This window comes from Paraburkholderia translucens, from assembly GCF_020881035.1.
In the GTDB taxonomy this organism is placed as follows: domain Bacteria; phylum Pseudomonadota; class Gammaproteobacteria; order Burkholderiales; family Burkholderiaceae; genus Paraburkholderia; species Paraburkholderia translucens.
Genome location: NZ_JAJITC010000018.1, coordinates 35,701 through 58,985, shown reverse-complemented (window position 1 = coordinate 58,985; position 23,285 = coordinate 35,701). Strand labels below are relative to the sequence as shown.

22 protein-coding genes and 4 pseudogenes are annotated in these 23,285 nt (G+C 61.3%); 10 read left to right on the top strand and 16 right to left on the bottom strand.

The window, feature by feature from the left end:
* Positions 1 to 242: 242 nt before the first annotated feature.
* The 4 genes and pseudogenes from LJ655_RS26050 to LJ655_RS26035 form a co-directional block, all read right to left on the bottom strand.
* Positions 243 to 770, bottom strand: coding sequence for a DUF6398 domain-containing protein (locus LJ655_RS26050; RefSeq protein WP_230564054.1), 528 nt, complete (start codon positions 768 to 770; stop codon positions 243 to 245).
* Between the two features lie 14 nt (positions 771 to 784).
* Positions 785 to 1,138: a hypothetical protein gene (locus tag LJ655_RS26045; RefSeq protein ID WP_230564053.1), complete on the bottom strand. Its 354-nt coding sequence runs from the start codon at positions 1,136 to 1,138 to the stop codon at positions 785 to 787.
* Positions 1,139 to 1,166: 28 nt separating this feature from the next.
* A complete protein-coding gene (locus LJ655_RS26040) occupies positions 1,167 to 1,880 on the bottom strand; it encodes a YecA/YgfB family protein (RefSeq protein ID WP_230564052.1) in 714 nt (237 codons plus the stop codon).
* 233 nt (positions 1,881 to 2,113) lie between these two features.
* Positions 2,114 to 2,452 (bottom strand): annotated as a pseudogene (locus LJ655_RS26035) (DDE-type integrase/transposase/recombinase); the annotation flags it as partial.
* A gap of 94 nt (positions 2,453 to 2,546) precedes the next feature.
* On the opposite strand from LJ655_RS26035, the gene LJ655_RS30280 reads away from it, so the two are divergent.
* From LJ655_RS30280 to LJ655_RS26015, 4 genes are all read left to right on the top strand, one after another.
* A complete protein-coding gene (locus LJ655_RS30280) occupies positions 2,547 to 2,918 on the top strand; it encodes a hypothetical protein (RefSeq protein ID WP_329959735.1) in 372 nt (123 codons plus the stop codon).
* A 260-nt stretch (positions 2,919 to 3,178) separates the two neighbouring features.
* Positions 3,179 to 5,164: a transposase gene (locus LJ655_RS26025; RefSeq protein ID WP_230564051.1), complete on the top strand. Its 1,986-nt coding sequence runs from the start codon at positions 3,179 to 3,181 to the stop codon at positions 5,162 to 5,164.
* 25 nt (positions 5,165 to 5,189) lie between these two features.
* Positions 5,190 to 6,167: an AAA family ATPase gene (locus LJ655_RS26020; RefSeq protein ID WP_230564050.1), complete on the top strand. Its 978-nt coding sequence runs from the start codon at positions 5,190 to 5,192 to the stop codon at positions 6,165 to 6,167.
* Positions 6,148 to 6,825 carry a hypothetical protein gene (locus LJ655_RS26015; protein WP_230564049.1) on the top strand — a complete coding sequence of 226 codons (678 nt, stop codon included), beginning with the start codon at positions 6,148 to 6,150 and terminating at the stop codon, positions 6,823 to 6,825. The genes LJ655_RS26020 and LJ655_RS26015 overlap by 20 nt, the downstream gene beginning before the upstream one ends.
* Positions 6,826 to 7,102: 277 nt before the next feature.
* On the opposite strand, the gene LJ655_RS26010 is transcribed toward LJ655_RS26015, so the two are convergent.
* Genes LJ655_RS26010 through LJ655_RS26000 form a run of 3 tightly spaced genes read right to left on the bottom strand, consistent with a single transcriptional unit; the run spans position 7,103 to position 10,894 of the window.
* Complete coding sequence (locus LJ655_RS26010) at positions 7,103 to 8,569, bottom strand: DUF4331 domain-containing protein (RefSeq protein WP_230564048.1); 1,467 nt, start codon at positions 8,567 to 8,569, stop codon at positions 7,103 to 7,105.
* A gap of 16 nt (positions 8,570 to 8,585) precedes the next feature.
* Positions 8,586 to 9,725 carry a HupE/UreJ family protein gene (locus LJ655_RS26005; RefSeq protein ID WP_230564047.1) on the bottom strand — a complete coding sequence of 380 codons (1,140 nt, stop codon included), beginning with the start codon at positions 9,723 to 9,725 and terminating at the stop codon, positions 8,586 to 8,588.
* Positions 9,722 to 10,894 carry a tetratricopeptide repeat protein gene (locus LJ655_RS26000; protein ID WP_230564046.1) on the bottom strand — a complete coding sequence of 391 codons (1,173 nt, stop codon included), beginning with the start codon at positions 10,892 to 10,894 and terminating at the stop codon, positions 9,722 to 9,724. Before LJ655_RS26000 ends, LJ655_RS26005 begins: the two co-directional genes overlap by 4 nt.
* Positions 10,895 to 11,462: 568 nt before the next feature.
* On the opposite strand from LJ655_RS26000, the gene LJ655_RS25995 reads away from it, so the two are divergent.
* Both LJ655_RS25995 and LJ655_RS25990 read left to right on the top strand, forming a co-directional pair.
* Positions 11,463 to 12,524, top strand: coding sequence for a catalase family peroxidase (locus LJ655_RS25995; RefSeq protein ID WP_230564045.1), 1,062 nt, complete (start codon positions 11,463 to 11,465; stop codon positions 12,522 to 12,524).
* Positions 12,521 to 13,054, top strand: a complete 534-nt coding sequence (locus tag LJ655_RS25990; RefSeq protein WP_230564044.1) for a cytochrome b — start codon at positions 12,521 to 12,523, stop codon at positions 13,052 to 13,054. The genes LJ655_RS25995 and LJ655_RS25990 overlap by 4 nt, the downstream gene beginning before the upstream one ends.
* Before the next feature lie 562 nt (positions 13,055 to 13,616).
* On the opposite strand, the gene LJ655_RS25985 is transcribed toward LJ655_RS25990, so the two are convergent.
* The 4 genes and pseudogenes from LJ655_RS25985 to LJ655_RS25970 all read right to left on the bottom strand — a co-directional run bounded on the left by LJ655_RS25985 (position 13,617) and on the right by LJ655_RS25970 (position 16,638).
* Complete coding sequence (locus tag LJ655_RS25985; protein ID WP_230564043.1) at positions 13,617 to 15,209, bottom strand: MDR family MFS transporter; 1,593 nt, start codon at positions 15,207 to 15,209, stop codon at positions 13,617 to 13,619.
* 135 nt (positions 15,210 to 15,344) lie between these two features.
* Positions 15,345 to 15,491: pseudogene (locus LJ655_RS25980) on the bottom strand (glutathione S-transferase N-terminal domain-containing protein); the annotation flags it as partial.
* A 114-nt stretch (positions 15,492 to 15,605) separates the two neighbouring features.
* A pseudogene (gene nadE, locus LJ655_RS25975) lies at positions 15,606 to 16,094 on the bottom strand (NAD(+) synthase); the annotation flags it as partial.
* Positions 16,091 to 16,638 (bottom strand): annotated as a pseudogene (locus LJ655_RS25970) (CinA family protein). The pseudogenes nadE and LJ655_RS25970, both read right to left, overlap by 4 nt.
* 244 nt (positions 16,639 to 16,882) lie before the next feature.
* On the opposite strand from LJ655_RS25970, the gene LJ655_RS25965 reads away from it, so the two are divergent.
* Complete coding sequence (locus LJ655_RS25965) at positions 16,883 to 18,052, top strand: zinc-dependent alcohol dehydrogenase (protein WP_230564042.1); 1,170 nt, start codon at positions 16,883 to 16,885, stop codon at positions 18,050 to 18,052.
* A 348-nt stretch (positions 18,053 to 18,400) separates the two neighbouring features.
* On the opposite strand, the gene LJ655_RS25960 is transcribed toward LJ655_RS25965, so the two are convergent.
* The gene (locus LJ655_RS25960; RefSeq protein WP_230564109.1) at positions 18,401 to 18,895 is read right to left on the bottom strand and encodes a YciE/YciF ferroxidase family protein; all 495 of its coding nucleotides are present in this window, start codon (positions 18,893 to 18,895) and stop codon (positions 18,401 to 18,403) included.
* Positions 18,896 to 19,078: 183 nt separating this feature from the next.
* Here LJ655_RS25960 and LJ655_RS25955 point away from each other — a divergent pair, with 183 nt between their 5' ends.
* A complete protein-coding gene (locus tag LJ655_RS25955; protein ID WP_230564041.1) occupies positions 19,079 to 19,945 on the top strand; it encodes a formate/nitrite transporter family protein in 867 nt (288 codons plus the stop codon).
* Positions 19,946 to 20,185: 240 nt separating this feature from the next.
* On the opposite strand, the gene LJ655_RS25950 is transcribed toward LJ655_RS25955, so the two are convergent.
* The 4 genes from LJ655_RS25950 to LJ655_RS25935 all read right to left on the bottom strand — a co-directional run bounded on the left by LJ655_RS25950 (position 20,186) and on the right by LJ655_RS25935 (position 22,257).
* Entirely contained in the window at positions 20,186 to 20,401 is a 216-nt protein-coding gene (locus LJ655_RS25950) for a hypothetical protein (protein WP_230564040.1), read from the bottom strand.
* A 15-nt stretch (positions 20,402 to 20,416) separates the two neighbouring features.
* On the bottom strand, positions 20,417 to 20,881 hold the full coding sequence (locus tag LJ655_RS25945; protein WP_230564039.1) for an alpha amylase C-terminal domain-containing protein: 465 nt from the start codon (positions 20,879 to 20,881) through the stop codon (positions 20,417 to 20,419).
* 738 nt (positions 20,882 to 21,619) lie between these two features.
* The gene (locus LJ655_RS25940) at positions 21,620 to 22,009 is read right to left on the bottom strand and encodes a type II toxin-antitoxin system VapC family toxin (RefSeq protein WP_230564038.1); all 390 of its coding nucleotides are present in this window, start codon (positions 22,007 to 22,009) and stop codon (positions 21,620 to 21,622) included.
* Complete coding sequence (locus LJ655_RS25935) at positions 22,006 to 22,257, bottom strand: type II toxin-antitoxin system Phd/YefM family antitoxin (RefSeq protein ID WP_230564037.1); 252 nt, start codon at positions 22,255 to 22,257, stop codon at positions 22,006 to 22,008. The genes LJ655_RS25940 and LJ655_RS25935 overlap by 4 nt, the downstream gene beginning before the upstream one ends.
* Before the next feature lie 193 nt (positions 22,258 to 22,450).
* Here LJ655_RS25935 and LJ655_RS25930 point away from each other — a divergent pair, with 193 nt between their 5' ends.
* Positions 22,451 to 22,717 carry a CppA family protein gene (locus LJ655_RS25930; protein WP_230564036.1) on the top strand — a complete coding sequence of 89 codons (267 nt, stop codon included), beginning with the start codon at positions 22,451 to 22,453 and terminating at the stop codon, positions 22,715 to 22,717.
* A 62-nt stretch (positions 22,718 to 22,779) separates the two neighbouring features.
* Complete coding sequence (locus tag LJ655_RS25925; RefSeq protein WP_230564035.1) at positions 22,780 to 23,127, top strand: DUF2471 family protein; 348 nt, start codon at positions 22,780 to 22,782, stop codon at positions 23,125 to 23,127.
* The last annotated feature ends 158 nt before the right edge of the window (positions 23,128 to 23,285 follow it).

Here is a 23,285-nt window from a genome sequence, read left to right as displayed (position 1 = left end):
TCAGCACGCGCGGTTCGTCGGCGAACAGCTTCTTCAATTCACCGATCGCGGCGTCGACGTCCTTGCCAAGACAACTCGCTGCAGAGGCACGAGAAGGGGGCGCTTCAGGAAACGGAAAATAAAGCACGTTTAGCCTGAGTTACTGGGCTGACGAAGCGCCCAGAGGGCGGCGAACCCGACCAAGCCCGAGGAATTGCTACGTCGTAGGCGGCATACAAGCGGAGTCCGGAATTTGCCGTGAGCTACTGGTCTTCGTCTGGAACGAATGGGATGACGCCCAGGCGGAAGGCTTCTTCCTGCAAATAGCGCGGGATGCGACGCGCGTCAACGACGAGGCCGTCAATCTCGATGAGCCAGGCGAGCGGATTTCTGGCGAGCTGACTGGGAAGTGACCAGCGAGGGTCGAGCTGGCCGATTTTCAAAAGGTTGAGGATTGCTCCGGAGCGGGCCGAACCGGTCTGGGTGCTCAACTCGAAGTGCTGGCACAGCGCATCGGCGCGCATGTGGGGTTTCTGGGATTTGTCGAAGAGGAAATTGATGCGTCCGATCGCGTAGGTCACACCGCAGGCCCAGGAGCGTGCCGGACCGGTCACCAGTGGCGATGGCCGCTTGCGGCACAGGGTGGCAACGAGACGCCGGCAAAGGTCGCGGTATTCGTCGGTCAGGTGTTGTATGCAAAAGGCGTCCGTCAGCGCAGTGATCTCGCGATACCGCTCTCGCATGGCGACCGGCACACGCTCGCCGTCAAAGGTTGAATTCGTGGAATTCATACAATCCGTATGAGTCAGTTGCCCAGTTCGGCGAGCCCGTGCACATCGCCCTCTCGCACGACCAGGCGCAACCATGTGTCCAGCTTTTCGCTGCTACCGTCAAGTAGCCGGTCAACCAGGGTCCGGTCGTTCGCCTTGCCCAGCATGTTATGCAGTCCCAGGTATGCCACAAGAAGGTGGTACATGGTGCAGCGCAAATCATCACGTTCGCCCTGACAGTGCCGGGCATGGCGATGCAGATCCGCAATGGCGAGCCCAAGTTTCTCGCCGACATAGGAAAGCGGCACGCCGTCACGATGCTGCATCGACGTGTAGGCGGGCCCGTTGGCGTTCAGGGGTAAATCTGCATCATCCGGGATCTGTGACATTGCGTGTCTCCGTAGCTCTGCTGTCTGATCAGTGAAACGTGGGTGAACTGGCCATGCAGCAATGCTTGTACTTGCGGCCACTATCGCACGGGCACGGTTCGTTGCGCCCGACCTTCGGTTCTTCACGGCGCAGGGGCACACGTGCCGGGATGCTGGCTAGTGCCCGCCTGTGCGGCTCGAAATAACGGTAGATGTGAGTCAGCCCGGCGATCATCGTCTCCAGCAACTCGTCGCGCTTCTCCGCAGGGATCGGTGGAGGCCGCATCTCCGGGTCAGGATTGTGTTCATGATGCAGCATCATGATCGGGATCATCGGGCCGCCGCGGTCCTCGTCGTGAATCAGTTCACCCCAGCTCGCAGGACGCATCTGTACGCCGCGCATGAAGCCGTGCGCCCAGTCGTTGGCTGAGGCAACACCATCCTCGCGCTCAAGCAATACCGGCAGGTACACGTTCGGCTCATGCAGCGTCTGTTGCAGTTCCGTGCTGATCGTGTTCCAGTGACGCATGAGCAGTTCGATGATTTCGGTGGCCTGTCCGTCACTTTCAAACGAAAAATCTTCGCCCCAGATCTGCGGCAGATACTCGCTGGGTAATACAATGTCGGGTCCGCAGATCAATGCGACGAAATAGCCATCGAGCGTTTCGATGTTCATCGCTGCGTCGCCGATGGAGTCGAGAAACGCGGCGAGACGGGCGAAATCGTCATCGGCAAGCGGCTGTTGGGACGTCAGGTTATTCACGGCGGATTTTCTCTTCGCGAGGTCGATGCGACTGTATGTGGCGATTATACGACGTCAAACTCGCCGAACATGGCGCTAGGATCGATCGACCCTGCGGCAGATCGAGACGGACCCCGCCACCGCGCCGCTGTCCCCGGCTCCGGCCGCAGCGGTCTGAACCTGCCGGTCTCGAGCTGGCGTTGTCAAGTTGACGAGTGCAAACAACGAACGCCATTAAAACGTAGTTATCCTTATCACATGGCGTTCGATGCCGCGGTGGCGACTGTCCAGTCATACCATTTGGCGAGCCGCTGCTGCAGCATTGCGCGATGGCATGCTGCGTTCATCAGATGTCTGGGCAACGCGAAGTGCTGCCGGATCGGTCCGAAGCATGAGAGAAACGCCTGCGTGCGACGCGCATCGCGAAAGCCACACATTTGCCGTTCTCGCCTGCGGGTCGGTTGGTGGCTATTCTCTGCACGGTTGTTCACGCGTGCAGCCGCCTTGACGAAAACGTGCTTCACATGAATAAGCTCGGGAATCTCTGCCTTTGCCGCTGGATAGCTGCGTAGCTGGTCGGTGACTTCGTTGCGCAGCGAAGTAAAGTTGCCACTTCGCGTCAGCGCGCATTAAATTCGTCAACTCACGTTCGTCCTAGACCATGAAACCCTCAGGCAGGTGGTACTCATGGTCGACGTTTTGCGAAGCTTCGAGCCGCTCATGCTGCCGCGTCCTCGCGGCGCGCACCGTTATGACGTCTTCAGTCCGAAACTGGGGCGACGTCTGACGCTATACAGGCGCAGCGCTTTCGAATCATGGCTGATGCTCGAAGCGGATCCTGCTGCAAAGACATTCTGTGAGCGGCCAGGCTTCATGACAATCGACGGGCGACGCTGCGTCGTCGATTTCTGGGTAAGGTCTGATGACCATGAATGCCTGGTAGTACTATCGGAGATAACACCAGCGACGGATCGCCCGCGTAGTCGTCCTCACTTCGACCCGGAAGCCTTCGCCGTGCGGCACATTGATGCAGCCGAAAGGGCAGCTGCGCGCGTGTAGACTGGAAACTGGCAGCGTTTGCTACCCGTACTTGTTGCCGCGCGTGGCCTCGTCAAGCCTTCGCTGCCCGGCGCGATCGAGCGCTTCGTCGTGTCACCTCAATCGCTGATGACGATAGAGCGCGAGTTCTCAACTGGGGACTCTGCGCTCATCCGCGCAGCTGTCTTCGAACTGTTGCGGTGCGGTCGCATCCAGTCGCTGGAGCTACACACTGAAAGCCTGTCGTTTCTGACGCGCTTTGTTGCGGTCCAGGCTAAATCATGAGCCGCCGCAGACCTGAATTCCAGACACTCGATCTCGCCTCGTGGCCGACCCTCGCATGGACTGAATTCGACGCCCCAGAGCGCAGTCGCGTCCAGAGACATATCGACGCCATTGAGCGTTACGCGAGCGGTGAACCGGTAGGCAGTATCGAGACCGCTACGCGAATCAACCGCAGACAGCTTTACCGGTTTCTCGACAGGGCACTCTCGCTGCATGCCGACGGGCGGATATACGGCTTTCGTGCGCTTGTCGCTCATGCCCGCGTGACGGAATATACTCGCCTGCTGCCGGTCACCTTGCATAGCGAAAGGGGCGGTGCCGTCGGTGCGCTTTCGCTGCTATTCGAGCGGTATCCGAGACTCGCTGCTTGGCTCGTCCTGCAGCTCAGACAGCGCCGCGTGACACTCAAGCAGATTCCTTCCGAGGACGGCATCGGGATCCGGCTGCACGGTTTGCGGGCCTTGCACGAAAGATTTCTGCAGGAGTGCCGGCAACTGGGCTTGACGGCCGCCGATTATCCGTTCAACACTGCGGGGCGCGCGGTCCGGTCGCTGTCCTCGCGCGTGAAGGCGGAACTGTTGCGCGGCTTCGGAATGATAGCGGGTGCTGCCGGCGCCTCGCAGCTGAAGGGACTACCGCGTACCGACGATGCACCCGCTCCCGCGGCGACGCGGCCGTATCAGGTAGTCGAATTCGATGGTCACCGGCTCGATGTGCGGCTGAAGGTTGTCGTTCGCGACCCGCTCGGGTTCGAGCATGAGTTTGAAATCGAGCGCGTGTGGCTGCTAGTGATCATCGACGTATGCACGCGCGTCGTGCTTGGCTATCACCTGGCGCTGACCCGCGAATACAGTCGTTACGATGTGATCAAGACGATCGAGAACGCGCTCGAACCCCGGCCCGCGCGCGCCTTCACCATCCCCGGACTAGCCTGCCGGCCGCAGGATGGTTTCGCGTCACAGCGCCTGCCCGAACTTGCTTACGTCAGCTGGGAGTGCATCCGACTCGACAATGCGAAGGCGAACCTCGCTGGCGAAACGCTGGCTGCACTATGCGAGTTCGTTGGTTGCGTCGTCAGTGCAGGACCGAAGCACAGTCCGGACGAGCGCCCGTATATCGAGCGCTTCTTTGGCACAATCGCCAGCAGGCTGTCCTCACGCCTCCCAGGCTACACGGGCTCCCATCCTCGTGACCTGCGCCGCGCGCTGGCCGACCCGAAACGTAGTCTCCGCCTGTATGTGTCGCTTGATGAGCTGGACGAGTTGATCACTTATTCGATTGCAAGCTATCACGGCACGCCTCACGGCGGGCTGAATGGCGCGACGCCGCTCGAAGCGATGGAATTCTTTGTTCGAGGAAGAGGGCAACTGCTGGCCTGGTTGCCCGAAGTGCGCCGACGTACGTTATGCCTGATGCAATCCGCGCGGCACTGCCGTGTGCGCGGCTATCTTGCGCTCGGCGTCCGCCCGCACATTAACCTGTTCGGCGTGCGCTATACCAACATGGTCCTGGCCAGCAGCGCCCAGCTGATTGGCCAGTTGCTTCGCGTCTACATCAATGCTGACGATCTGCGCTGCGTACGTGCTTTCCTCGCTGATGGTAGCGAGATCGGGATCCTTGATGCACAAGGTGCGTGGCGCGTGATGCCGCACAACCTGACGTTGCGTAGGGAAATTCTGAAGGCGAGAAGCAGCAGGGGCTCAGGCCATATGCCCGCTGAAAATCCGATTGACGCCTACGTACAGACCAAGGTCGCAGCAGCAAGCAGGTCACGCAGGGCGGCCTCCGATGCAGCGCGGACGCTGAGCCTTCTCGCAAACGCACCAACGGCCAAAACGCCGACAGGCCCGTTAGGACCAGACGCAATTCCAGAAACGCCGTCAGCGGAAACAGTGGAGAAGACTGACGTGGTCGCCGATACAGTTCCCGTCAAACCGGTTCGTCCGCGCACGTTTGGTATCGGGACGGGGCAGGTCTTTTAATAGGTGCCACTCACAGGAGGGAGGCATGTCGATTCAGGTCTCGCGTCCAGTCGATCCGTCGCTGCACCCGCTCGTCACCGGAAACTACCGGATTGCCACACCGGCTATCGAATCGTTCTACGAGCTCGTCGTGAGCTGTCTTCGCTATCGCGTGACGGGTGCGCTCATTTATGGCGCTCCGAGAATCGGCAAGACGCGTTCGATAGAATACGTGCGTCTGCTGCTTGCCAGGGAATATCCCAAAGTGACGAGCTATCACGCCCGGTGCGAGCACAAACCGCGGCACGCAGAAGGGCCGTTCTTTTCAAACCTGCTGGAAGCTGTCGGCGATCATGATCCGAACGCGGGCACCAACCCCGCAAAACGCATGCGGCTTTCGCTGCGGATCGGGGAAGCAGCTGCGCGCGCTGGCAGCGGGACGGTTCTGCTTTTTTGCGACGAGGCGCAACGCTACAACGAAAACGAATACGAGTGGCTGAGGGACGTACACGATGCACTCGACCGCCAGCAGATCAAGCTGTTCACGTTCCTCGTTGGTCAGCAGGAGCTGCTCGCCCAGAAGAGCGCGCTGCAGATCGCGGGCAAGACGCAGATCGTCGCGCGCCTGATGGTCGAAGAACTTGCTTTCCATGGCATTCGCAATGTCGAAGATGTCGCCACGTGTCTGAATGGTTATGACCAGACCGCCTATCCCGAGGGCAGCCAGTGGAGCTTCACGAGGTTCTACCTGCCACAGGCGTTCGATGCAGGTTATCGACTTGTCAGCGATGCGGCCGTACTGTGGAATGCCTTCGAGGCCGCGCATCACAGGGCGACCCTGCCTGGCCGTCTGGAGGCGCCGATGGAATCATTCGCACGGGCCGTCGAGATTGTGCTTAAGGATAGCGAACTGAGGGATGCTCCGGGGTATTGTCCGGACCCGTCGTTATGGGCACACGCTGTGCGCCACTCCGGTTATGTCCAGTCGCGCCACGCAACCGGCCGTGTCCTCGTCCACGCGTAAGGAGGCGCCCGCGCTCATCGCGCCGCGTTTCCCGATCCTTAATCTCGACGAGCGACGACTCGCCCCGGCATTGGGCTTCATATTCGATGCGAGGTGGCTGTTGCCAGGCGAATCAATCATATCGATCCTGTGGAAGTTCGCGCGTGCGAATGGACTTCCCGCGCACGCGCTGGTCCGGCTGATGGGTGTGGACGTTGACCCGTACGAAGGCGTCGAGCCGATACGTGCTGCCCTTGATCTGAAGCATCTGAGGCGCATGCTCCTACTGCCCGGCAAGGTGTTGCGCGCTTCACTCCTTGACGCTGGCCAGCGGGGACGGCATCACGCGGTTTTCCGGTACTGCAGGCAATGCACATTGCTTGGTCATCACAGCGTGACGTACCAGATGTTCAGTGAGAACCGCTGTCCCGCTCACCGACAGAAGCTTGAGACGAAATGCCAGCATTGCGGGCAGGAGACGCCCTACATCATCAACGCGCGTCTTGTGGGCTCGCCGTATCGTTGTGCGCGCTGCGGCGCGCTTTACGCGACCCGATCTCCTCCCGCTTTTGCAACGAAGCCAGCGATGCGCAAAGAGCATCGCATCGCTATCTCGCGACATTTCCATAATCGTATGGCAGGCAGCTTTCACCTTGGCATTGACGATTGCGACCTGTAGCCCGTCGCGCAGGTAGCGAGGCGGCGCTTGAGAGGCTTCCAGTGATCGACGCCCCAAAACTGCCGTGCGCGATATGCAAAACCGGCCGTTGACGACTTTACTTCGTTTTTTGGTGACGACTTTACTTCGCTCTACGACTGGCGCGAACTCGCCGCGCGTACAATCTCCCAGATCACAGTGCCCGCCCGGGTCTCCGCTTAGGCATTGGTGACGTTTCGTGCAACTGTCGACCGCCGCGAACACCTCATGCCGGATCGCTGCGGACCTCAATTACCATTCAGCAGGGATTGGCACCTGCTTCACCGCAGTCGATGTGGCGGCGATTTCTCCCGTCGTGCGGTGTCGGCAGGTAGGGGAACACGGTGTAAATACCGTTCCCAGTCAAGTTGCTGCCTTCGGCACCGATGTTGAAGTTCACGCCATCACCCAGCAACAGGTTGCCCGTCGGCGCCCCTGTCAGCCGACCTGCGATGACCCGCAGCGCGATGTCGGTCACGTCGTCGTTCGGGCGCCGGCCATTGGGCCAACCGGCGTTGTCCCCGGCAAGAACGGCGAGGCGACGCTGCTGCGCAGGTGGTGTCGGAGAAACCCCCAGATTTAGCCGCAGAAGTTCCGAGCAATCGCGTGCACCGCACGTCCCAGTCTGCGGTTGGGACGGATACTTGAGAAGCACGTTGACCAAATCGGTCCGGTTCGTCGTGGGAATCGTCAAGCCGAACCGCAAGTTGAGTGCGCTCGCTAGCCTGGAGTTGAGATAGAAACCCTCGAATTGCGCCTCGTTGGCCGGATCGGTCGCATTCCATTTGTCTTTCGTATCGGTCCCGATGATCAGTTCGTTGACGAGTGGATTGCCCATGCGGGACACCTGCACCCAACGTCCGGCATGGTCCTCATCGCGGCCCATCTCGCGGCCTTCCTGACGCAATGTGGACACATACGCGCCGATTACGGCATTGGGTTTGGAAGTCACCGTGCTGATTGGCACTTCGATCGCAATGGTGCTGATGTTGAAGCCGGAGAACGCGTCATTGCCAAAAGGATTCACGTGATCGTTGGCGTCCTCCGCCGCTGTCAATACAGGTGGCGTGCGGCGCGGATTCACGGTGTCGAACACTGCGCCCAGATCGATGTAGAACGTCTCACCGCGCTGACCGGCGAAGACCTTGCCGCCGTTCGCAAGCAAGTAGATACCCTGCGCGGCTAGCGCCTCATAGTTGGGCATCGTCAGGGGTCCCACGTTGGACGGGACCGCGAACATCGTTTGGGTACCCAGGTTGGTCCGTTCGCCGTGACGCACCTGCGTCACCGTGTAGCTCTGGCGCAGGATCAGACCGTCCGAGCCCGGGCCGTCGAGCGCAGTGATCGGCGGCAGCGCGGCATATGACAGCGGCAGTTGCAGGTTCGCCAGATTCCCGCGCAATTCGGTCTTGAAGCGGATTTCATAGACCAGGTCGTCGGCCTTGCCATTGCCCTTGGTGTCGACGTTGATCCGATAAATCACGTCATCGCCGAAATTGAAATAATTCGGCCCGGCGGAAGGGTCTTGCATGGGAATCACGTTCAAAATGAAAACGACATTGTTAGGGTTCGTCCAACTCCGGAACATGTAAAAGTCGGTGTTGTCGGCGGTCGGGTCGTTCGCAATCAGGGGAGCCTCGCGGTGACTGGCAGCAAGCGTTCCACTGCTCCAAAGCGCCGCAACGCAAAGCGTGACGGCTCCCATGATGCGGGCAATAGATGTCATGATGTCCTCCTTCAAGTTACAACCGGGCGCCCAACGAGCTAAATATCGCCACGTTGAGTGCACGTTCGAGTAGCCAGATCATGGCGACGGTCGCGGTCACCGCTGAGCCGCCGCCAAGCACCACGCGCTGATATGTCCAGGTTGCTCGCAACGAGAACGCCAGTGGCAGATAAACGGACACGATGGCAAGTTGCCCTGCTTCGACGCCAAGATTGAATCCGGCAAGCGACAGCGCAAGCGAACCGGCCGGCAAGCCGAGGTCGTGCAGCGCGCCGGCAAAGCCCAATCCGTGCAGCAGCCCGAAGCCAAACGCCGCCATCCAGCGTCCGTTCGCCACGCGCGGAAACAGGTTATTCAGCGCCGCCAGCACTACCGACAAGGCGATGCCCGATTCAACGAGCCGCGAAGGCAGTGTGACGATCGACAGCGCCGCGAGTGTGAGTGTGATCGAGTGCGCCACTGTAAACGCGGTCACAACCTTGGTGACATCGATGAATGCCTGGCGAAACGATGCGCCCGGCTGCCATGCCCCGCCCTCGCGAATCAGCACCGCGGGTAGCAGCAGCGAAAGCAGGAACAGGATGTGATCGTAGCCGGTCCAGATGTGCCAGACGCCTTCGTTCAGATATATCGCGAACTGCGTCAACGGCCCGCCGGTATCGCTACCGATAATGCGGTGAGGCGCGTCAGCGCTAAATACGACGCTTCGGCTCTGGCCGTTCTCGACGAAGTTGAGAAGTCCCCGATGCTGGGGATCGAGGCCTTCGAACAGCCGGTAATCGATAGAAAGTGTTGGGCTCGCCCGCGGACATTCTCCTCTGAACGTCAGCACCGCATACGTGCCATCGGTGTGCGAATCGATTAGTTGCCCTATCGGTTCAAGCGCACAAAGCTTGCCGGCCGATGACACCTGTAGGTGTGCAAACGCGTATGCCGCGATATCGCGCTTTCGCGCACGTACCTCACCCCACGTGATGTCTCCGTCGCCGTTCGCATCGAGCCCAAGCGCGTTGTCGAGATCGCGTAGCGCGATATCCCACTGACCGCGCAGCGCTTGCCCGCTGCGCTCCAGCGTGAGGTACGCGTCGCTTGCCTTATGCGCAAATGCGGGCGCTATCAGCAACGTGAGCGCCAAGGCGAGGATGACCCGTCTCATTGCCGTACCTGCAGCAGCGTGACGACCGCCGCATCTTCGAGATGCATTGCGGCCACCCAATCGGATGCGATCTTTAGGGCATCGGCATCGCCAGCCGCACGCGCGGTTTCGATCAGAATCCGCAGGTCCGACGGCTCGCGCTGGACCGACCAGTTATCGCGCGCGAGAATGAGTGCTGCTTTGACGTCATGTTCCACTGTGAGTCGAAAGCGCGCCTCCTCCCTGCGATGCAGGCTATCGCCGCGGCGACGCGCGGCGTCAAAGCGTGCCGAGAGATCCTCACGGTGCGCCGCGAATGACTCGCGCAATTCCGGCAACTGTTGCTCGGCCAGCACTAAACGAAGCAGTAGCATGTCGTTTTTCGTAGCATCACGCAAAAGCGGCAGCAACTCTCGCGGACGACCGCGATCCAGCAAAAAGTCGGCGTATGCCCCCTGCAGATAAGCGTCATGCGGGTCGAGCGCAAGTGCGTCGCGGAAATGTCGCTCGGCTGCACCAAAGTCGCCGCGGCGAGCGGCAATTTCCGCGGCGAGCGTCAACGCCCACTCCCGTAGATCCAGATTGCCGGCACCTTGCGCAAGCACCTGTACGAGCGCCCCGTATGCGCCCGCTGCGTTGCCGGTCAGGCTCGCCGGTGTCGCATCGCACCCAATGAAGACGATCGGCGCAACGTATCCCTTCAGTTGCTCGCAATCATGCCGCGCGTCCGCGTAGCGACCGCGCACGCTGAGCACTGTGGCGCGCGTCAGTCGCGCCTGCGCGAACGCTGGATGCGCGGCCAGCAACCGATCCAGATCGGTGAGCGAGCCTTCGAAATCATGCTGGCTTTGCTTGAGCGTAGCGCGAAGCAATAGCGCAGTCGGCGGCACATCCTCCGCCCCCCACCACGGCGCCAGCGCCGCCTGCGCCTGACCGAAAAAGCGCGGATCGCCCAGCCTCCGCCCCGCTTCGAGAGCGCGACGCACGACGGACACCGCGAGGTTGAGATCGCGCGGGTTCATCATCAGCGCCGCGCGCATGCGCTTGAGCTGCGCAAGCGCCGGATCGTTTTTTTCTGGGAGGTGTTCGAGCACCACTTCGTCACTTTCGGGTACATACGGCTTCGCCCAACTCTCGCCTGAAAGCAGGACGAGCACGGCTACCAGCGGTACGAATCGCCAACCCGACATTGACCTTCCCCTTCTGCATTGGGTTATGCGCGAAAGGTCCCGATCCGGATGCAGCCGGCGATCACTCTTTGCTTCCGGCGTCTTGCTTCCGGCTGCGCCATTTGGGCGTCCGCCGCGTCAGCGTGATTCCGCATGACGGGTCAGCCAGAAGTAAAGCTGGTTTCGCTTGACGTTGATGTTGGTCGCACCAGGTCAATCACGTCCTGCTACGCCGCCTGCGGGCGAGTGAAGAGCGAAACAATTAATGTCGATCGGGTGACGATAAGTCTGCGCTATAGAGCCGTCGTACCCTGAATTAGATGCGTCTGTAACGCTCTGCACATAGCGCACGCGCGAATGGATGTTGGGTTTCCGGTTCGATTTGTAGGCGACTTCTCAATCACATTCAACGCTAAAGATCTGTCATGAACCGTCAATACAACGATGTTCTAAGCCACACCGGGGGGAACTCCTATGGCCAGAGCAGACATTCGCGGGTCAGCCCGGGATGGCAAGCCGGGCGGTGTCCATATGGCACTTTTGTCGAGGTCCTGCTAGATTTATCCGAATCATTGATCGGGAGAGATTGATGGCCGACAGACCGACATCCCACGCGTCCACAGTCCGTTCGCTGGTCCTGATCGCAGTCGTCGTGGTCGCGCTGGTCTCGGCCTTCGCCTTTACGGCCGGCTGGCTCTCGCGGGGGCGCCTGACACCGGCAATGATCGTCAACGCTCTGGCGCCGCCGGGCGGCCCGGCTCTCGGCCACCGGCGCAATCACGCCAAGGGCATCTGCTTTACCGGCAGCTTCGAATCGAACGGCGCGGCTGCGGCCCTGTCAAAGGCGCCAATGTTCGCGCCTGGCTCGTTTCTGGTCACGGGACGCTTCAATCTCGCAACGGCGGATCCCAACGCGCCGGACGCCACGGTTCGGGTACGGGGCCTCGGCCTGCGCATCGTCGCGCCGGATGGAAGCGAATGGCGCTCGGCGATGATCAACGCTCCCGTCTTCCCGGTCGCCACGCCGGAAGCCTTCTACGCTCTGCTTCAGGCCTCGGCCGACAAAAGCGACCCGGACGCAATGAAGAATTTTGCCGCCGCGCACCCGGAGTTCGGCGCTTTTGTCGCGTGGGCCGGCAGTGGGCCGTGGACCGGCTCTTACGCGCAGGAGCGGTACAACAGCCTCAATAGCTTCATCTTCACCAACGCTGCGGGACAGGACCAGGCGGTGCGCTGGTCCTTCGTGCCAGCCGCGTCGCCCGAAGCCGTATCCGTCGACCAGTTGAAGGAGCGTGGCGCCGACTTCCTCGCCGCAGACATTACCCAGCGGGTGCACAGCGCGCCGCAACGATGGACACTGGTCGTCACGGTCGCCAATCCCGGCGACCCGAGCGCCGACCCCAGCAAAGCCTGGCCGGAAGATCGACGCAAGGTGGAAGCGGGTTCGCTGGTGGTCGACGCCATTGAACCCGAGGTTGACGGGCCGTGTCGAGATCTCAACTTCGATCCCACCGTCCTGCCGTCCGGCATGCGCGTCTCGGATGATCCGTTTCCCGCCGCGCGCTCAGCCGCCTATTCCGTATCGTTCGACCGGCGGACCGCTGAGGACAAATACTATCCGCATCATCCGGCGGGAGGAGCCACGCCATGACCCCGACCCACGATCGCTTCACACCGCTGCAGCGTGCTCTTCACTGGCTCATGGCGGTTTGCATTCTGGCGATGCTGTTCATCGGTGTAGGGATGATGTCCACCATTCACCCCGATTATCTTTCGCTGGTGTCCATGCACAAGCCGCTAGGTATCGTGATTCTCGTGCTGGCGCTGATCCGCCTGGTGATCAGGTTGACGCGCGGCGCGCCGCCGCTGCCGGCGTCGATGCCGGAACCGATGAAACTCGCCGCCCACCTGTCGCATCTCGCGCTTTACATACTGATGATTGCGCTTCCGCTGATCGGATGGGGCATGCTGTCGGCCGCGGAGTATCCCGTCATGGTGTTCGGGATACATTTGCCATTCATCCTGCCGCATAGCAATGGGTTGCACACGTTGCTCTGGAACGCGCACCGCACGCTCGCGCTGTGCTTCTTTGCGCTGATCGTGCTGCATCTGGCAGCGGCGCTTTTGCACGCCCTGGTCAGACGTGACGGTGTCTTCCAGTCGATGGCGCCCTGGCGGTGAGGCGACGTAACAGACACGCGGCGCTGGACTTAGCGACCGCTTGCAAGACTATTCAGAATGCGGATCCGGCCGGAAGGGCAAGGGCGTTCATGCTAACGCCGACACGCCCCTCTCCGATCCAATTTCTTTCGATATCGAATTGCCGCATCGGCATTTGGCGCGCGTCACCCTCGCGTGTGCGTCAGAACAGACGAAAAGGAAGAAATTCGGATAAACAAATGACATGAATCGAGCGGCCGCCAGCCGCGCCTGCATTAAACGGATTGTCCGATCGGGACAGCATCAACGCACATATCCATAGCTCAAATATATTCTTGTTCTCGAGAGCGAGGGCCGCCAGGATGGCACTTTCCAATCGGGGATTTTGTCCCGCACGTCTCTTTCGCTCGATCACATCGTGATCCGCGTACACCGAACCCCGCGAGCTTGATCTCGCGGGCGAGCCTGCACGCGTGCGCCGTTGGCGGCGAATCTGCGACGCGCCGCGCGGTATCGCCGCGGCAGGGCTAGCAGGAGTCGTGGCCGGTGGCCTGCCTGGTAGCCGACGCAAACGGGCCTTTCGTCATCCGTTTTGCGGCTGCACTTCCGGATAGCCAACCCGTATTGGCGGCACGAACCACGCGAGACAAAGGCCCACCAATGCGGCCACGGCAGCAACGGTGAGGCCCACGTGGATCGAATCCACGAGCGCACTGCGCGCCGAGCCGATCATCGCGTCACCCGCGTGGCCAGCGCTTACGAGGCGATTGACCAGCGCGGCCTGCTCGGCGCGATCCACCAGCAGCTCCGGGCTGGCAAACGACTTGAACCACTGCGTCGCCTCGTACGAGTCCAGCGAGCGACGCACGGCCACCGTGTACAGATGGCCAAGTAGCGCCCCTGTCATCACTGTGCCCAGCATGCCGCCGAACGTACGCAGCGACTGCAGCAGAGCGGTGGCAGCGCCGAGATGGTCTCGCGAGACGATCTGCTGCGAGCAGATCGTGAGGCTCGTCCCCACGAGGCCTAACCCCAGGCCGCTGGCACCCATGCACGCGATCCAAACGAGACGTGGTTCGCTACCTCGCAGTGCGATCACCGTGAGACTCGCGAACGCGGTCAACGCAAATCCAATGTAGAGCACAGCGTTGGCGCGCCGGATGCGCGTGATCAGGCGGTTGTTCACAACGCTACCGACCGTCGTCCCCAGGAGGAGCGGCGTGATGAGCATGCCCGAGGCGCGCGGCGTCATTGCATAGCCGCCCTGGAACAGCAACGGCACGTAGAAAACCAGCGAGAACAGCGCGAACCCGGCGAGCACAGACATCGCAAACAGCACACCGAGCTTGCGGTCGAGCAGCATGTCGACGGGGATGATCGGATAGCCCATGCGCTTTTCCCAGAAAAACAGCGTCAGCGAGCAGACCACTGCAATTGCGCCAAGCGCGATCGTCGATGTAGTCCATCCTTGTCTCGGCAAAAGCTCGATCGTCAGTTGCAGCGCACCGAACGTAACGGCGACGACGAAAGCGCCAAGCCAGTCGAGATGCAGTCGCGCGCCTTCGCGGGCGTGCCGCAGATGCGGCAGAAAACCGCGCACGAAGAAAAACGCCACGACACCCACCGGCACATTGACGAAGAACACGAGCCGCCAGCCGCCATGCTGGGTCAGCAAGCCGCCAAGCGTTGGCCCGACCATGTTGGCCAGGCCGAACGCCGAGCTGACGAACACCAGCCAGCGCAGACGCAGCCTCGGATCGGGAAACAGGTCGGCCACGCTGGCGAACATCGTCCCCAACATGATGCCGCCGCCGATGCCCTGCAGGCCCCGCGCCAGCACGAGGAACAGCATGTTGGTCGCCAGCCCGCAGAGCACTGACGCGAGGGTGAAGACGAGGATAGCGGCCAGCATGAAAGGCTTGCGGCCGAACAGATCGCCAAGACGCCCGAAGATCGGGATCGTGATCACAGACGCGAGCATGTAGGCCGTTGCGACCCATGCATATAGTTCGAAACCCCTGAGTTCCGCGACGATGCGCGGCATCGCGGTGCCAACGATGGTTTGGTCGAGCGCGATCAGCATTGACACCGACGCGACGCCCAACATCGCCAGCACCGACTCGCGAAACGGCAACAGTTGCCGCCCTCGATCCTCACCCTTGATATCAGTGGCCATGGAACGCTCCTCGCCGCGCCAAGCGGCTCACCTGCCGTGCCGCATCCTTGCCTTCGGCGAACGCTTGCTGCCGCGCCTGGCGCTGTCGTCGTTGGTGCAGTATAGGGCGGCGACAGTGACGGGGCGCTCAGATGGATTCGTTTCCTGGAACGACGGCGCAAGCTGCTCTCCGCCATTGCGCACGGGATGAACGGGTAGGTAGTGGTATGACAGGCCCTTGAGGTTCAGCGCGATGCGCACGCGGTACGAGGCCGAACTGCGAAAGTAGCTATACAGTTTCATGAGGTTGCCTTCCGGTCGATGATCGGACAGATCAGACGCGCGCCGGCAGGATATTGGCAGACCGCATTTTCGCGATGACCGACCGCGTCACGGTCATTGAGCATTCGGATCGCCGGCGCCCGCAATCGTGTATTGCGCGACCATCCGTTGCCGGGCCTTGATGTTGCCGAGCACGAGGTCTTCCTGAAAGTTGTCGAGGTATTGCACGTTGCCGCGCTTGAGCGTGGACAGCATTGCGTCCGACGGGTCCTTGATGTTGACCGTCAGCGTTTCGTCCGGCCGAATGAACGCGACCGCGGCCGCCGCGTCCTCCTCGTCACGCTGGGTCCCGTACGGCAGGCGCACCGCGACGAACTTCGCCTCGTAGCCGCGCGCACGCAGCCGTTCCACCGAGAGCTGTGCCAACCGCCCAGCCGTCGACGAATCGACGCCGCCGCTGATGCCGAGCACATACGTACGCAAGCCTTGCGACGCAAGATAGTCGCCTAGGAACGCGACACGGCGTTCGCGCTCGTGGGCGGCGTCGAAGTCGTGTTCGACGCCGAGTTCGCGGATCACTGCCTGATGCCAGGCGTCAGTATCTGGAGAGGAGAGCAGGGTTATCGTGCACTTCCAGGCTGGTGTTCCCGCGCATTGCGCGGGCGTTGGTCAAAGTAGTGCTCGACGAGCGACAGCGCGTACAGCGCGGCCTGCGAACGGACGTCGTTTCTGTCGCCGGTGAAGCGGGGGGGGGGTAGGTGAACGTCTTCAGTTCGTCGCCGTCCTGCAGACGGAATGACCACGCGAAGCACTGGGTGCCAGCCGGCGGTTCGTTACCGGTGTTGTCCTGCGGGCCGCTGTCGGCGAGACCGGTGCTCGCTACCGCAATGTCCGCGCAACAGCCTTCCTGACGCAGCGCGCCTTCGGCCATCTCGCGGGCTACCGCTTCGCTGGTGAGCCCCCAGCGTACCATCGTGCTGTGCTGGACGCCGGGAAAACCGGCTTTGCCCGATGGCGAGTAGCTGACGAAGCCCACGTCGAGACACGCGCCGCTACCAGGCACGCCCGCGAGCTACGACGCGATCTGGCGACCAGTGCAAGACTCGGCAGTCGCGAGTTTGCGACCTCGCGAGCTCAGGAAGGACACGACCTGCTCCGGAGTGCTCATCGGTTGGCCTCTGCGTTGAAGGACTCGTCCTCATCGAGCAAATAACGATCCCGTCCGAAACAAAACCATTTCACACAGACGTGCGGCATGTCCGTTGCTCGGCTGAGAGCGGCTGCGTTTCGTTTGCGCCGCTGGTCGCGAGCGCGTCGCGGCGTACACCGCTCGTCACGAACCGGCGCGCTTGCCTGAGCACCGTCACACGTATTGGCCCGCGCAATGGGCCTGTCACCTATGGAGCACGACAATGAAAGCCCTTTGCTGGCACGGCAAGAAAGACGTCCGCGTCGATAATGTTCCGGACCCGGTCATCGAGCATCCGCGTGATGCGATTATCAGGGTGTCGAGCTGCGCGATCTGCGGGTCGGACCTGCATCTGTTCGACGGCTTCATGCCGTCGATGAAATCGGGCGACATCCTCGGCCACGAATTCATGGGCGAAGTGGTGGAGGTCGGTCCCGGCAACTCGCGGTTGAAGCTCGGAGATCGCGTGGTCGTGCCATTCACGATCGCCTGCGGCGAGTGCGATCAGTGCCGACGCGGTTTCTATTCGGTATGCGAACGTTCAAATCGAAACAAGGAAATGGCCGACAAGGTCTTTGGCCACGCGACAGCGGGACTGTTCGGCTATTCGCATCTGACGGGCGGCTATCCGGGAGGGCAGGCCGAGTATGTCCGCGTGCCGTTCGCCGACTTCACGCCGGTCAAGGTACCGGACGGACTTACCGACGAGCAGGTGCTGTTTCTCGGCGACATTCTGCCGACCGGCTGGCAGGCGGCGGTTCAATGCGAGATCGAGCCGACCGATACGGTTGCGATCTGGGGCGCTGGGCCGGTCGGGCAGTTCGCGCTTCGCAGCGCGATCCTGCTCGGCGCGAAACAGGTGGTGGTGATCGATAATGTACGGGAACGCCTCGCGATGGCGGCGACGGCCGGTGCGATCACGATCAATTTCGACGACGAGAGCGTGCTCGAGCGACTGAAAGAACTTACGAATGGCAAGGGGCCGGAAAAGTGCATCGATGCGGTCGGGATGGAGTCGCATGCGACGCGTTCGTTCGATGCGCTTTATGACCGCGCAAAGCAGGCGGTGATGCTCGAGACGGACCGGCCACACGTGCTGCGCGAAATGATGTATGTGTGTCGTCCGGCGGGAGTGTTATCGATTCCAGGCGTATATGGCGGGCTGATCGACAAGATTCCATTCGGTGCAGCAATGAACAAAGGGCTGACGTTCCGCATGGGGCAGACGCATGTGAACCGTTGGACCGACGATTTGCTGAAGCGAATTCAGGAAGGGCAGATCGATCCGTCGTTCGTGATTACGCACACGGTACCGCTCGAGAAGGGGCCCGACATGTATAAGGTGTTCCGTGATAAAGAAGACGGCTGCATCAAGGTCGTGATGAAGCCGTAGCGCTGCTGCGCCTATCTGTCGGCTGATGCACAGTTCCGGGTCAAATGCGTTGAGTGGCCGAGCTGTGGAGAAGCAGCTATGAAGGCGGAATGCCTCGACCAAGCCTTCGACACGGTCTCGAAGCCGCAGGTACCGGTGGAGCCCCGCGCGCGACGGCCGGCAGTTTTCAGCCGATAGAGGGAAATGCTTGCGGCAGCCCGACCGCAAAAACTGCGCCCTTGCCGCGTCCGTCGCTGGCGACGTCAAACGCCAGCCCGAAACTGATTAACTTGCGGCGGCGCGGGCCGGCGGTAAAGAGCGCAGGCAAATAATTCGATCCTTACACCTGCGCTTCTTCCGGTCCGCTTACTATTGCTTCGCCTTCGCGTTGCCCGCCCGTTCCGCGAACTGCGTGAGCTTTAGGTCGGTTGCTTTTTCTTCCTCGAGCGTCTCTTTCAGCAGCTTCATAGCTTCGGTGAAGCCGAGCTGCCTGCCGATCGCGCAAAGGCTACCGTACGCGGCGATCTCGTAGTGTTCGACTTTCTGCGCGGCGGCGACGAGACCCGCATCCAGCACCGGGCCTTTTTCGATCTCGTCGATCAGCTCCTGGCCTTCTTCGATTAGTCCTTCCATCGCGACGCACTTCATTCTCTTCAGGCGGATGTTGGCAGATTCGACTACCTGGTCGAGACGTTCGACCTGTCCCTGCGTTTCTTCAAGATGAGTCTTGAAGGCCTCGCTTAGCGTCAGGTCGGAAGCCGCGCGGGACAGTTTTGCCAGCGCGTGCGTCAACTGCTTCTCGGCACTGTAAATATCGGAAAGCATGTGAACGAACAGATCGTCCACCGTTTTCCGCTGTGGCATTTCGAGCTCCAGAAAAAAGTGAAAGCGAGCCCGTAGCGCCGCAACCGGTGTGCCCAAATGTGTCTCACTTGCGGCACCGGACCGGTCTCGCGAAAATGGCGCGTCTGCGCGAACCTCCGGGCAGCGGAGGCGACCGGGCACGCCGCGTGCGCAGCGCTGGCCCAGTCAACGAGGAGTTTTGCCATGTCGAGCCAGCCCGATACTGCAGACGAACGGGCCGCAGGTCACGCGTCGCCACACCTGGACGACAAAGAGCGCGACCAGGCGTCCGCGCACAGCTCGCCGCGCGCGCTGGTGATTCACGAAATCATTCGCGAGGAAGGCGAGGCTGCGCTCGGGCGCAAGCCACTTGCATTGCTATGGTCCGCACTGGCAGCCGGATTATCGATGGGCTTTTCGTTCCTCACGGAGGCAGTACTGGAGAGCAAGAGCGCGTCAGGCCACGAAGGTGTCTCGCTGACTGGCGCCGCCGGGTACTGCGTCGGTTTCATCATCGTCGTGCTCGGGCGCCAGCAGCTATTTACAGAAAGCACGCTGACCGTCCTGCTTCCAGTCCTCACGCGACGCAGCCTGCCAGTCGCCGGGACCGCGCTACGGCTCTGGTTGATCGTGCTCGCGGCTAACATTGCCGGCACCTGGTGCTTCGCGGGGATTCTCACGCTGCCGACTTCATTCGCGCACAAGTTCGCACCGTTCCTCGATCATCTCGCGCAGGCGCCTTACGAGTCGGCATTCTTTTCGACCACGTTGAAAGCGGTGCTCGCGGGCTGGCTAATCGCATTGATGGTATGGCTGCTGCCGAGCGCGAAATCCGCCGCCGTGCTGATCGTTGCGTTGCTTACGTACGTGGTCGCGGTGTGCGATCTGTCCCACGTAATCGCGGGCTCCGTCGAAGCTGCCTATGCGGTGCTGCGCGGGCAAGCGGCAATCCAGGATTACTCGTGGCGCTTTTTTGCGCCGACGTTGCTGGGCAACGTGGTGGGCGGCGTCGCGTTGGTGGGGCTGCTGAATCATGCTTCGATTGCGCCGGAAATGACCGGCCGCGACTGACGCGCGGCGTGACCCTCGCTGAGCGGTCGGCCGCTGGCTGCTCAGGAGCCCGCCGCGCCACGATGGCGCAGGCGCCATGCCGCAATGTCCGCACGCAGCCTTCCGGACAGTCCGGCGTTCAGCGCGGCTTCCTATACTCCGGATGTCCTCGGGTTGCGGAGCAAGGGGACAGCGTTCTCAAAGGGGCTTGAGGCGACCCTTGTTCGACTGACGACGGGTCGCTCCTCTTTAGCCACCATCTCACGCCCTCCGTCGCCGCAGCAATGCGGCCGCGACCAGGCCATAGCCGAGCGCGACATAGAGGGCGCGTCGCGAGCGTTGCGACAGGTGCGCCTCAAAGCCCGGCGTGAGGCGCGCGGGCACAACCTTGTAGTCAACCACGTACGCGGTCATCGCGGTCGCGGCCGCCGCCGGCCGTCGTTGCGGACCCGCGCCCGCGATCCGCTCGACCAGCATCTCAAACAGCGCCGCTCAAAGGATCGCGGAGGCAAGGTGAATCGCGAGACCGGTCAGCGTGTGGCGCACGCTGAATCCGACATTCTGGCCGCCGTACTCGATCGCGTCACTGCCGAATACTTCGCGCCATGAGGTATTGCGAAGACGATCGCCGGTTATCCAATAGCCAGATTCATACGGCGCGTTGCCGAGTGAACCGATCACCAGAAACTCGCCGGCGTCGTCCCAGCGGTGAAACGCGATGATGCGATTGATGTCATGGATGACCGAGACCTCGATGCTTCTCGAACGGAACGCGCCGTGCTTGACGCTGAGCCCGACGAGCGCGGTGTAAAAGGCGAAAAGCCGTGTACCGGAGCCCGCCGCGAGGCCGGCGATGTCTTCCCTGTTGTCGAGGAAGTCGCTATAGCGATAGGGCTTCGCCGCGCCCACTTGCTCTCCCATAAAGAACATCGGCGTTCCCGCGGACAGCAGCGTCATGGCCGCCGCGAAGTGGACGCGCGCCTCGGTCCACACCCGTGTGGCGCCGATCAGAGGCGCACCATTGACTGCCGTCACAATCGTGCGGGCTGAGCCGTTCCGATTGCCGACGTTGTCATGGGAGAGGGCCGCGTCATCCCGTCATATCGACTTCGAGATATGCGAGGGCGCCCAGTGAATCTGCAGTGCGTGGTTGTCGCTGCCAGTCGCGGCTGGCCGCCGGTCTGATCGTGACAGGAGCAACAGGCTGAACGGTTCGCGATAGAGGCGTTGAACGCGCATGGATTCGGTCGTGTGTTCTTTCGCGCAGGATGACGTGGACCCGCCGTGGTTCCTCGTTGGTCATTCACCGGGTCTGATGTTCCGCCACGGTTCTTCCGCAAGCGTCTCCCGACACGCCATGAGTATCGAACGCGTCAATATCCTCGCGAAGAATGCGCCGGATTTCGAGAATCGCCTGAGGAGTCTCCTGAACGCTGCGTCCCGAGACAGTCGAACAATAGCAAATGGCTGGATGGTATTGCGGAGGGTGACGACGTGGTTATTCTCGGGTTGTGGGAAGGATCTCCGGGCGAAGCGGAATTTGCAAAAGACCAGGAGAAATATCGTCACAGGCGGTTCACCACGCACAAGCTGACTGTCAATCTCGCTCTGGGCTCACCAATAGCGAAAGTGCCGCGTCGATAGATAAGCGCGTCCCCCTTGCAGCCACTGCTTCCGGGTTACTCGTCGTCAGAGCTAGACGTACCGCACCGGAGCAAAGTCGTATCGCTTTATCTGTTCATCGTGAGTCAGCAACAGGATGCCTTCCGCCATCGCCTGGCCAACGAGCAGCCGATCAAACGGATCTTTGTGAAGGGGTGGCAGGGCCGCGACTTCGAATGCATGCTGGGCTTCAATGGACAATTCTTCGTAGCCGGCGTCAAGCAGGTTCCTGCGGAGCACGCGCGCATCGACCTGAAAATCGTCTCGTCCGAGTGTGCTCTTGATCACGATCTCCCACAGGCTCGCGACACTGAAGTACACGATGTTTTCGGTATCCTCAATGGCTGTCCGCGCTTCGGCGGGCAAGGCTGGATCATCGGCGGCGGCCCACACCAGGAGATGGGTATCGAGCAGCAGTTTCACGTTGCCTTGCCCTCGAACATATCAGCGATCTCGTCGGCGCCCATGGTGTCGAAGTCAGCCGGCACCTTGATCTGCCCCTTCATGAAGCCGATACGCCGCGGCGATTTACCGGGTTCCACATCAATGCGCACAACCTTGACCAGCGGCTTGCCGGCCTTGGCGATCACGAACGGCTCGCCGCCCTTGACGGTTTCCTCGATGAGCCGCGAGAGATTGGTCTTGGCATCATGGATGTTGTAGATCTGCATGATTGCACCCATAAACTTAGTTTACTGGACTTAGTTTAACCTGCAAACCGCTGTCCCGCAGCCACTACGCGGAAGACGCTGCGGAGCATCCCGCAGCGGCCATCGAGAGGCGCGGGCCCATCGCCGTATCGTTGCATCCTCCCGAATACCTGTATATATTAACAGTACTGTACTTATATACAGGTCGATGAGCATGGAACATCTCGTGAGGATCGTCAACGAAGCCGACCGCCAGGCGCTGGCTTGGCTTCGCCAGCAGGCGGGTGATGCACGTGTCGAACGCGCTGCCCGGCAACTTGGGCAGACCCACAAGCCTTTCGTGTCGGCGCTTTACCGCTATCTGGGGGTGCGCCGTCCGGCCATGCACGTGGCCGCTTCGGATCACGCCACCGACCACTCGATTGGCGACTACTATCTGGCACGCATCCGCCAGCAACTCGCCCGGCATACCGCCCGCTGAGAAGGGACACGACCTCACGAACTTCGGAAACCGGCGACACTGATGAGTTTGGTCCGGCAACCGTGCGGGCACTTCAGCGTGCGGAGCAGGACCTGCAACAACTCGTCGTCCGCATTGCCCAGCGCTATGTTGACCGGCACAAGACCACCAGGCGAAGCCACGGGCATGAAGTTGCATGGTGCTGGCGTGAACTCGTCGAGATCGAGGATCAGACCTTTGGCGACCTCGGGTTTCAGGGACGTCATGCCCCTGAAATCCTCGCCAGTTTCTACCGGCTACGCGACAACCGATTGCTGCCGGCCGACCTGCACGCGCCGCTCGACTGGGATCGTGACGATGTCGAAATGCCAGCCGTGGTGCTCGTTGTGAGAGGTCTTGTGCGCGCGGAAGCAATGATCGACGAGGCGTAGGGTGCCCGTTGGCGTCCGATCCTGGTAGTTCCGAACCCTTAATTTGACATAATACAAATTATCACCCAATTGTATGTGACAGCCATTTAGTAATGTCCGGTTTGAGCTAGATAGAAATGTCCGGTTCGGGCCTGCCCGAGGCGCATGCTTTCGATGCG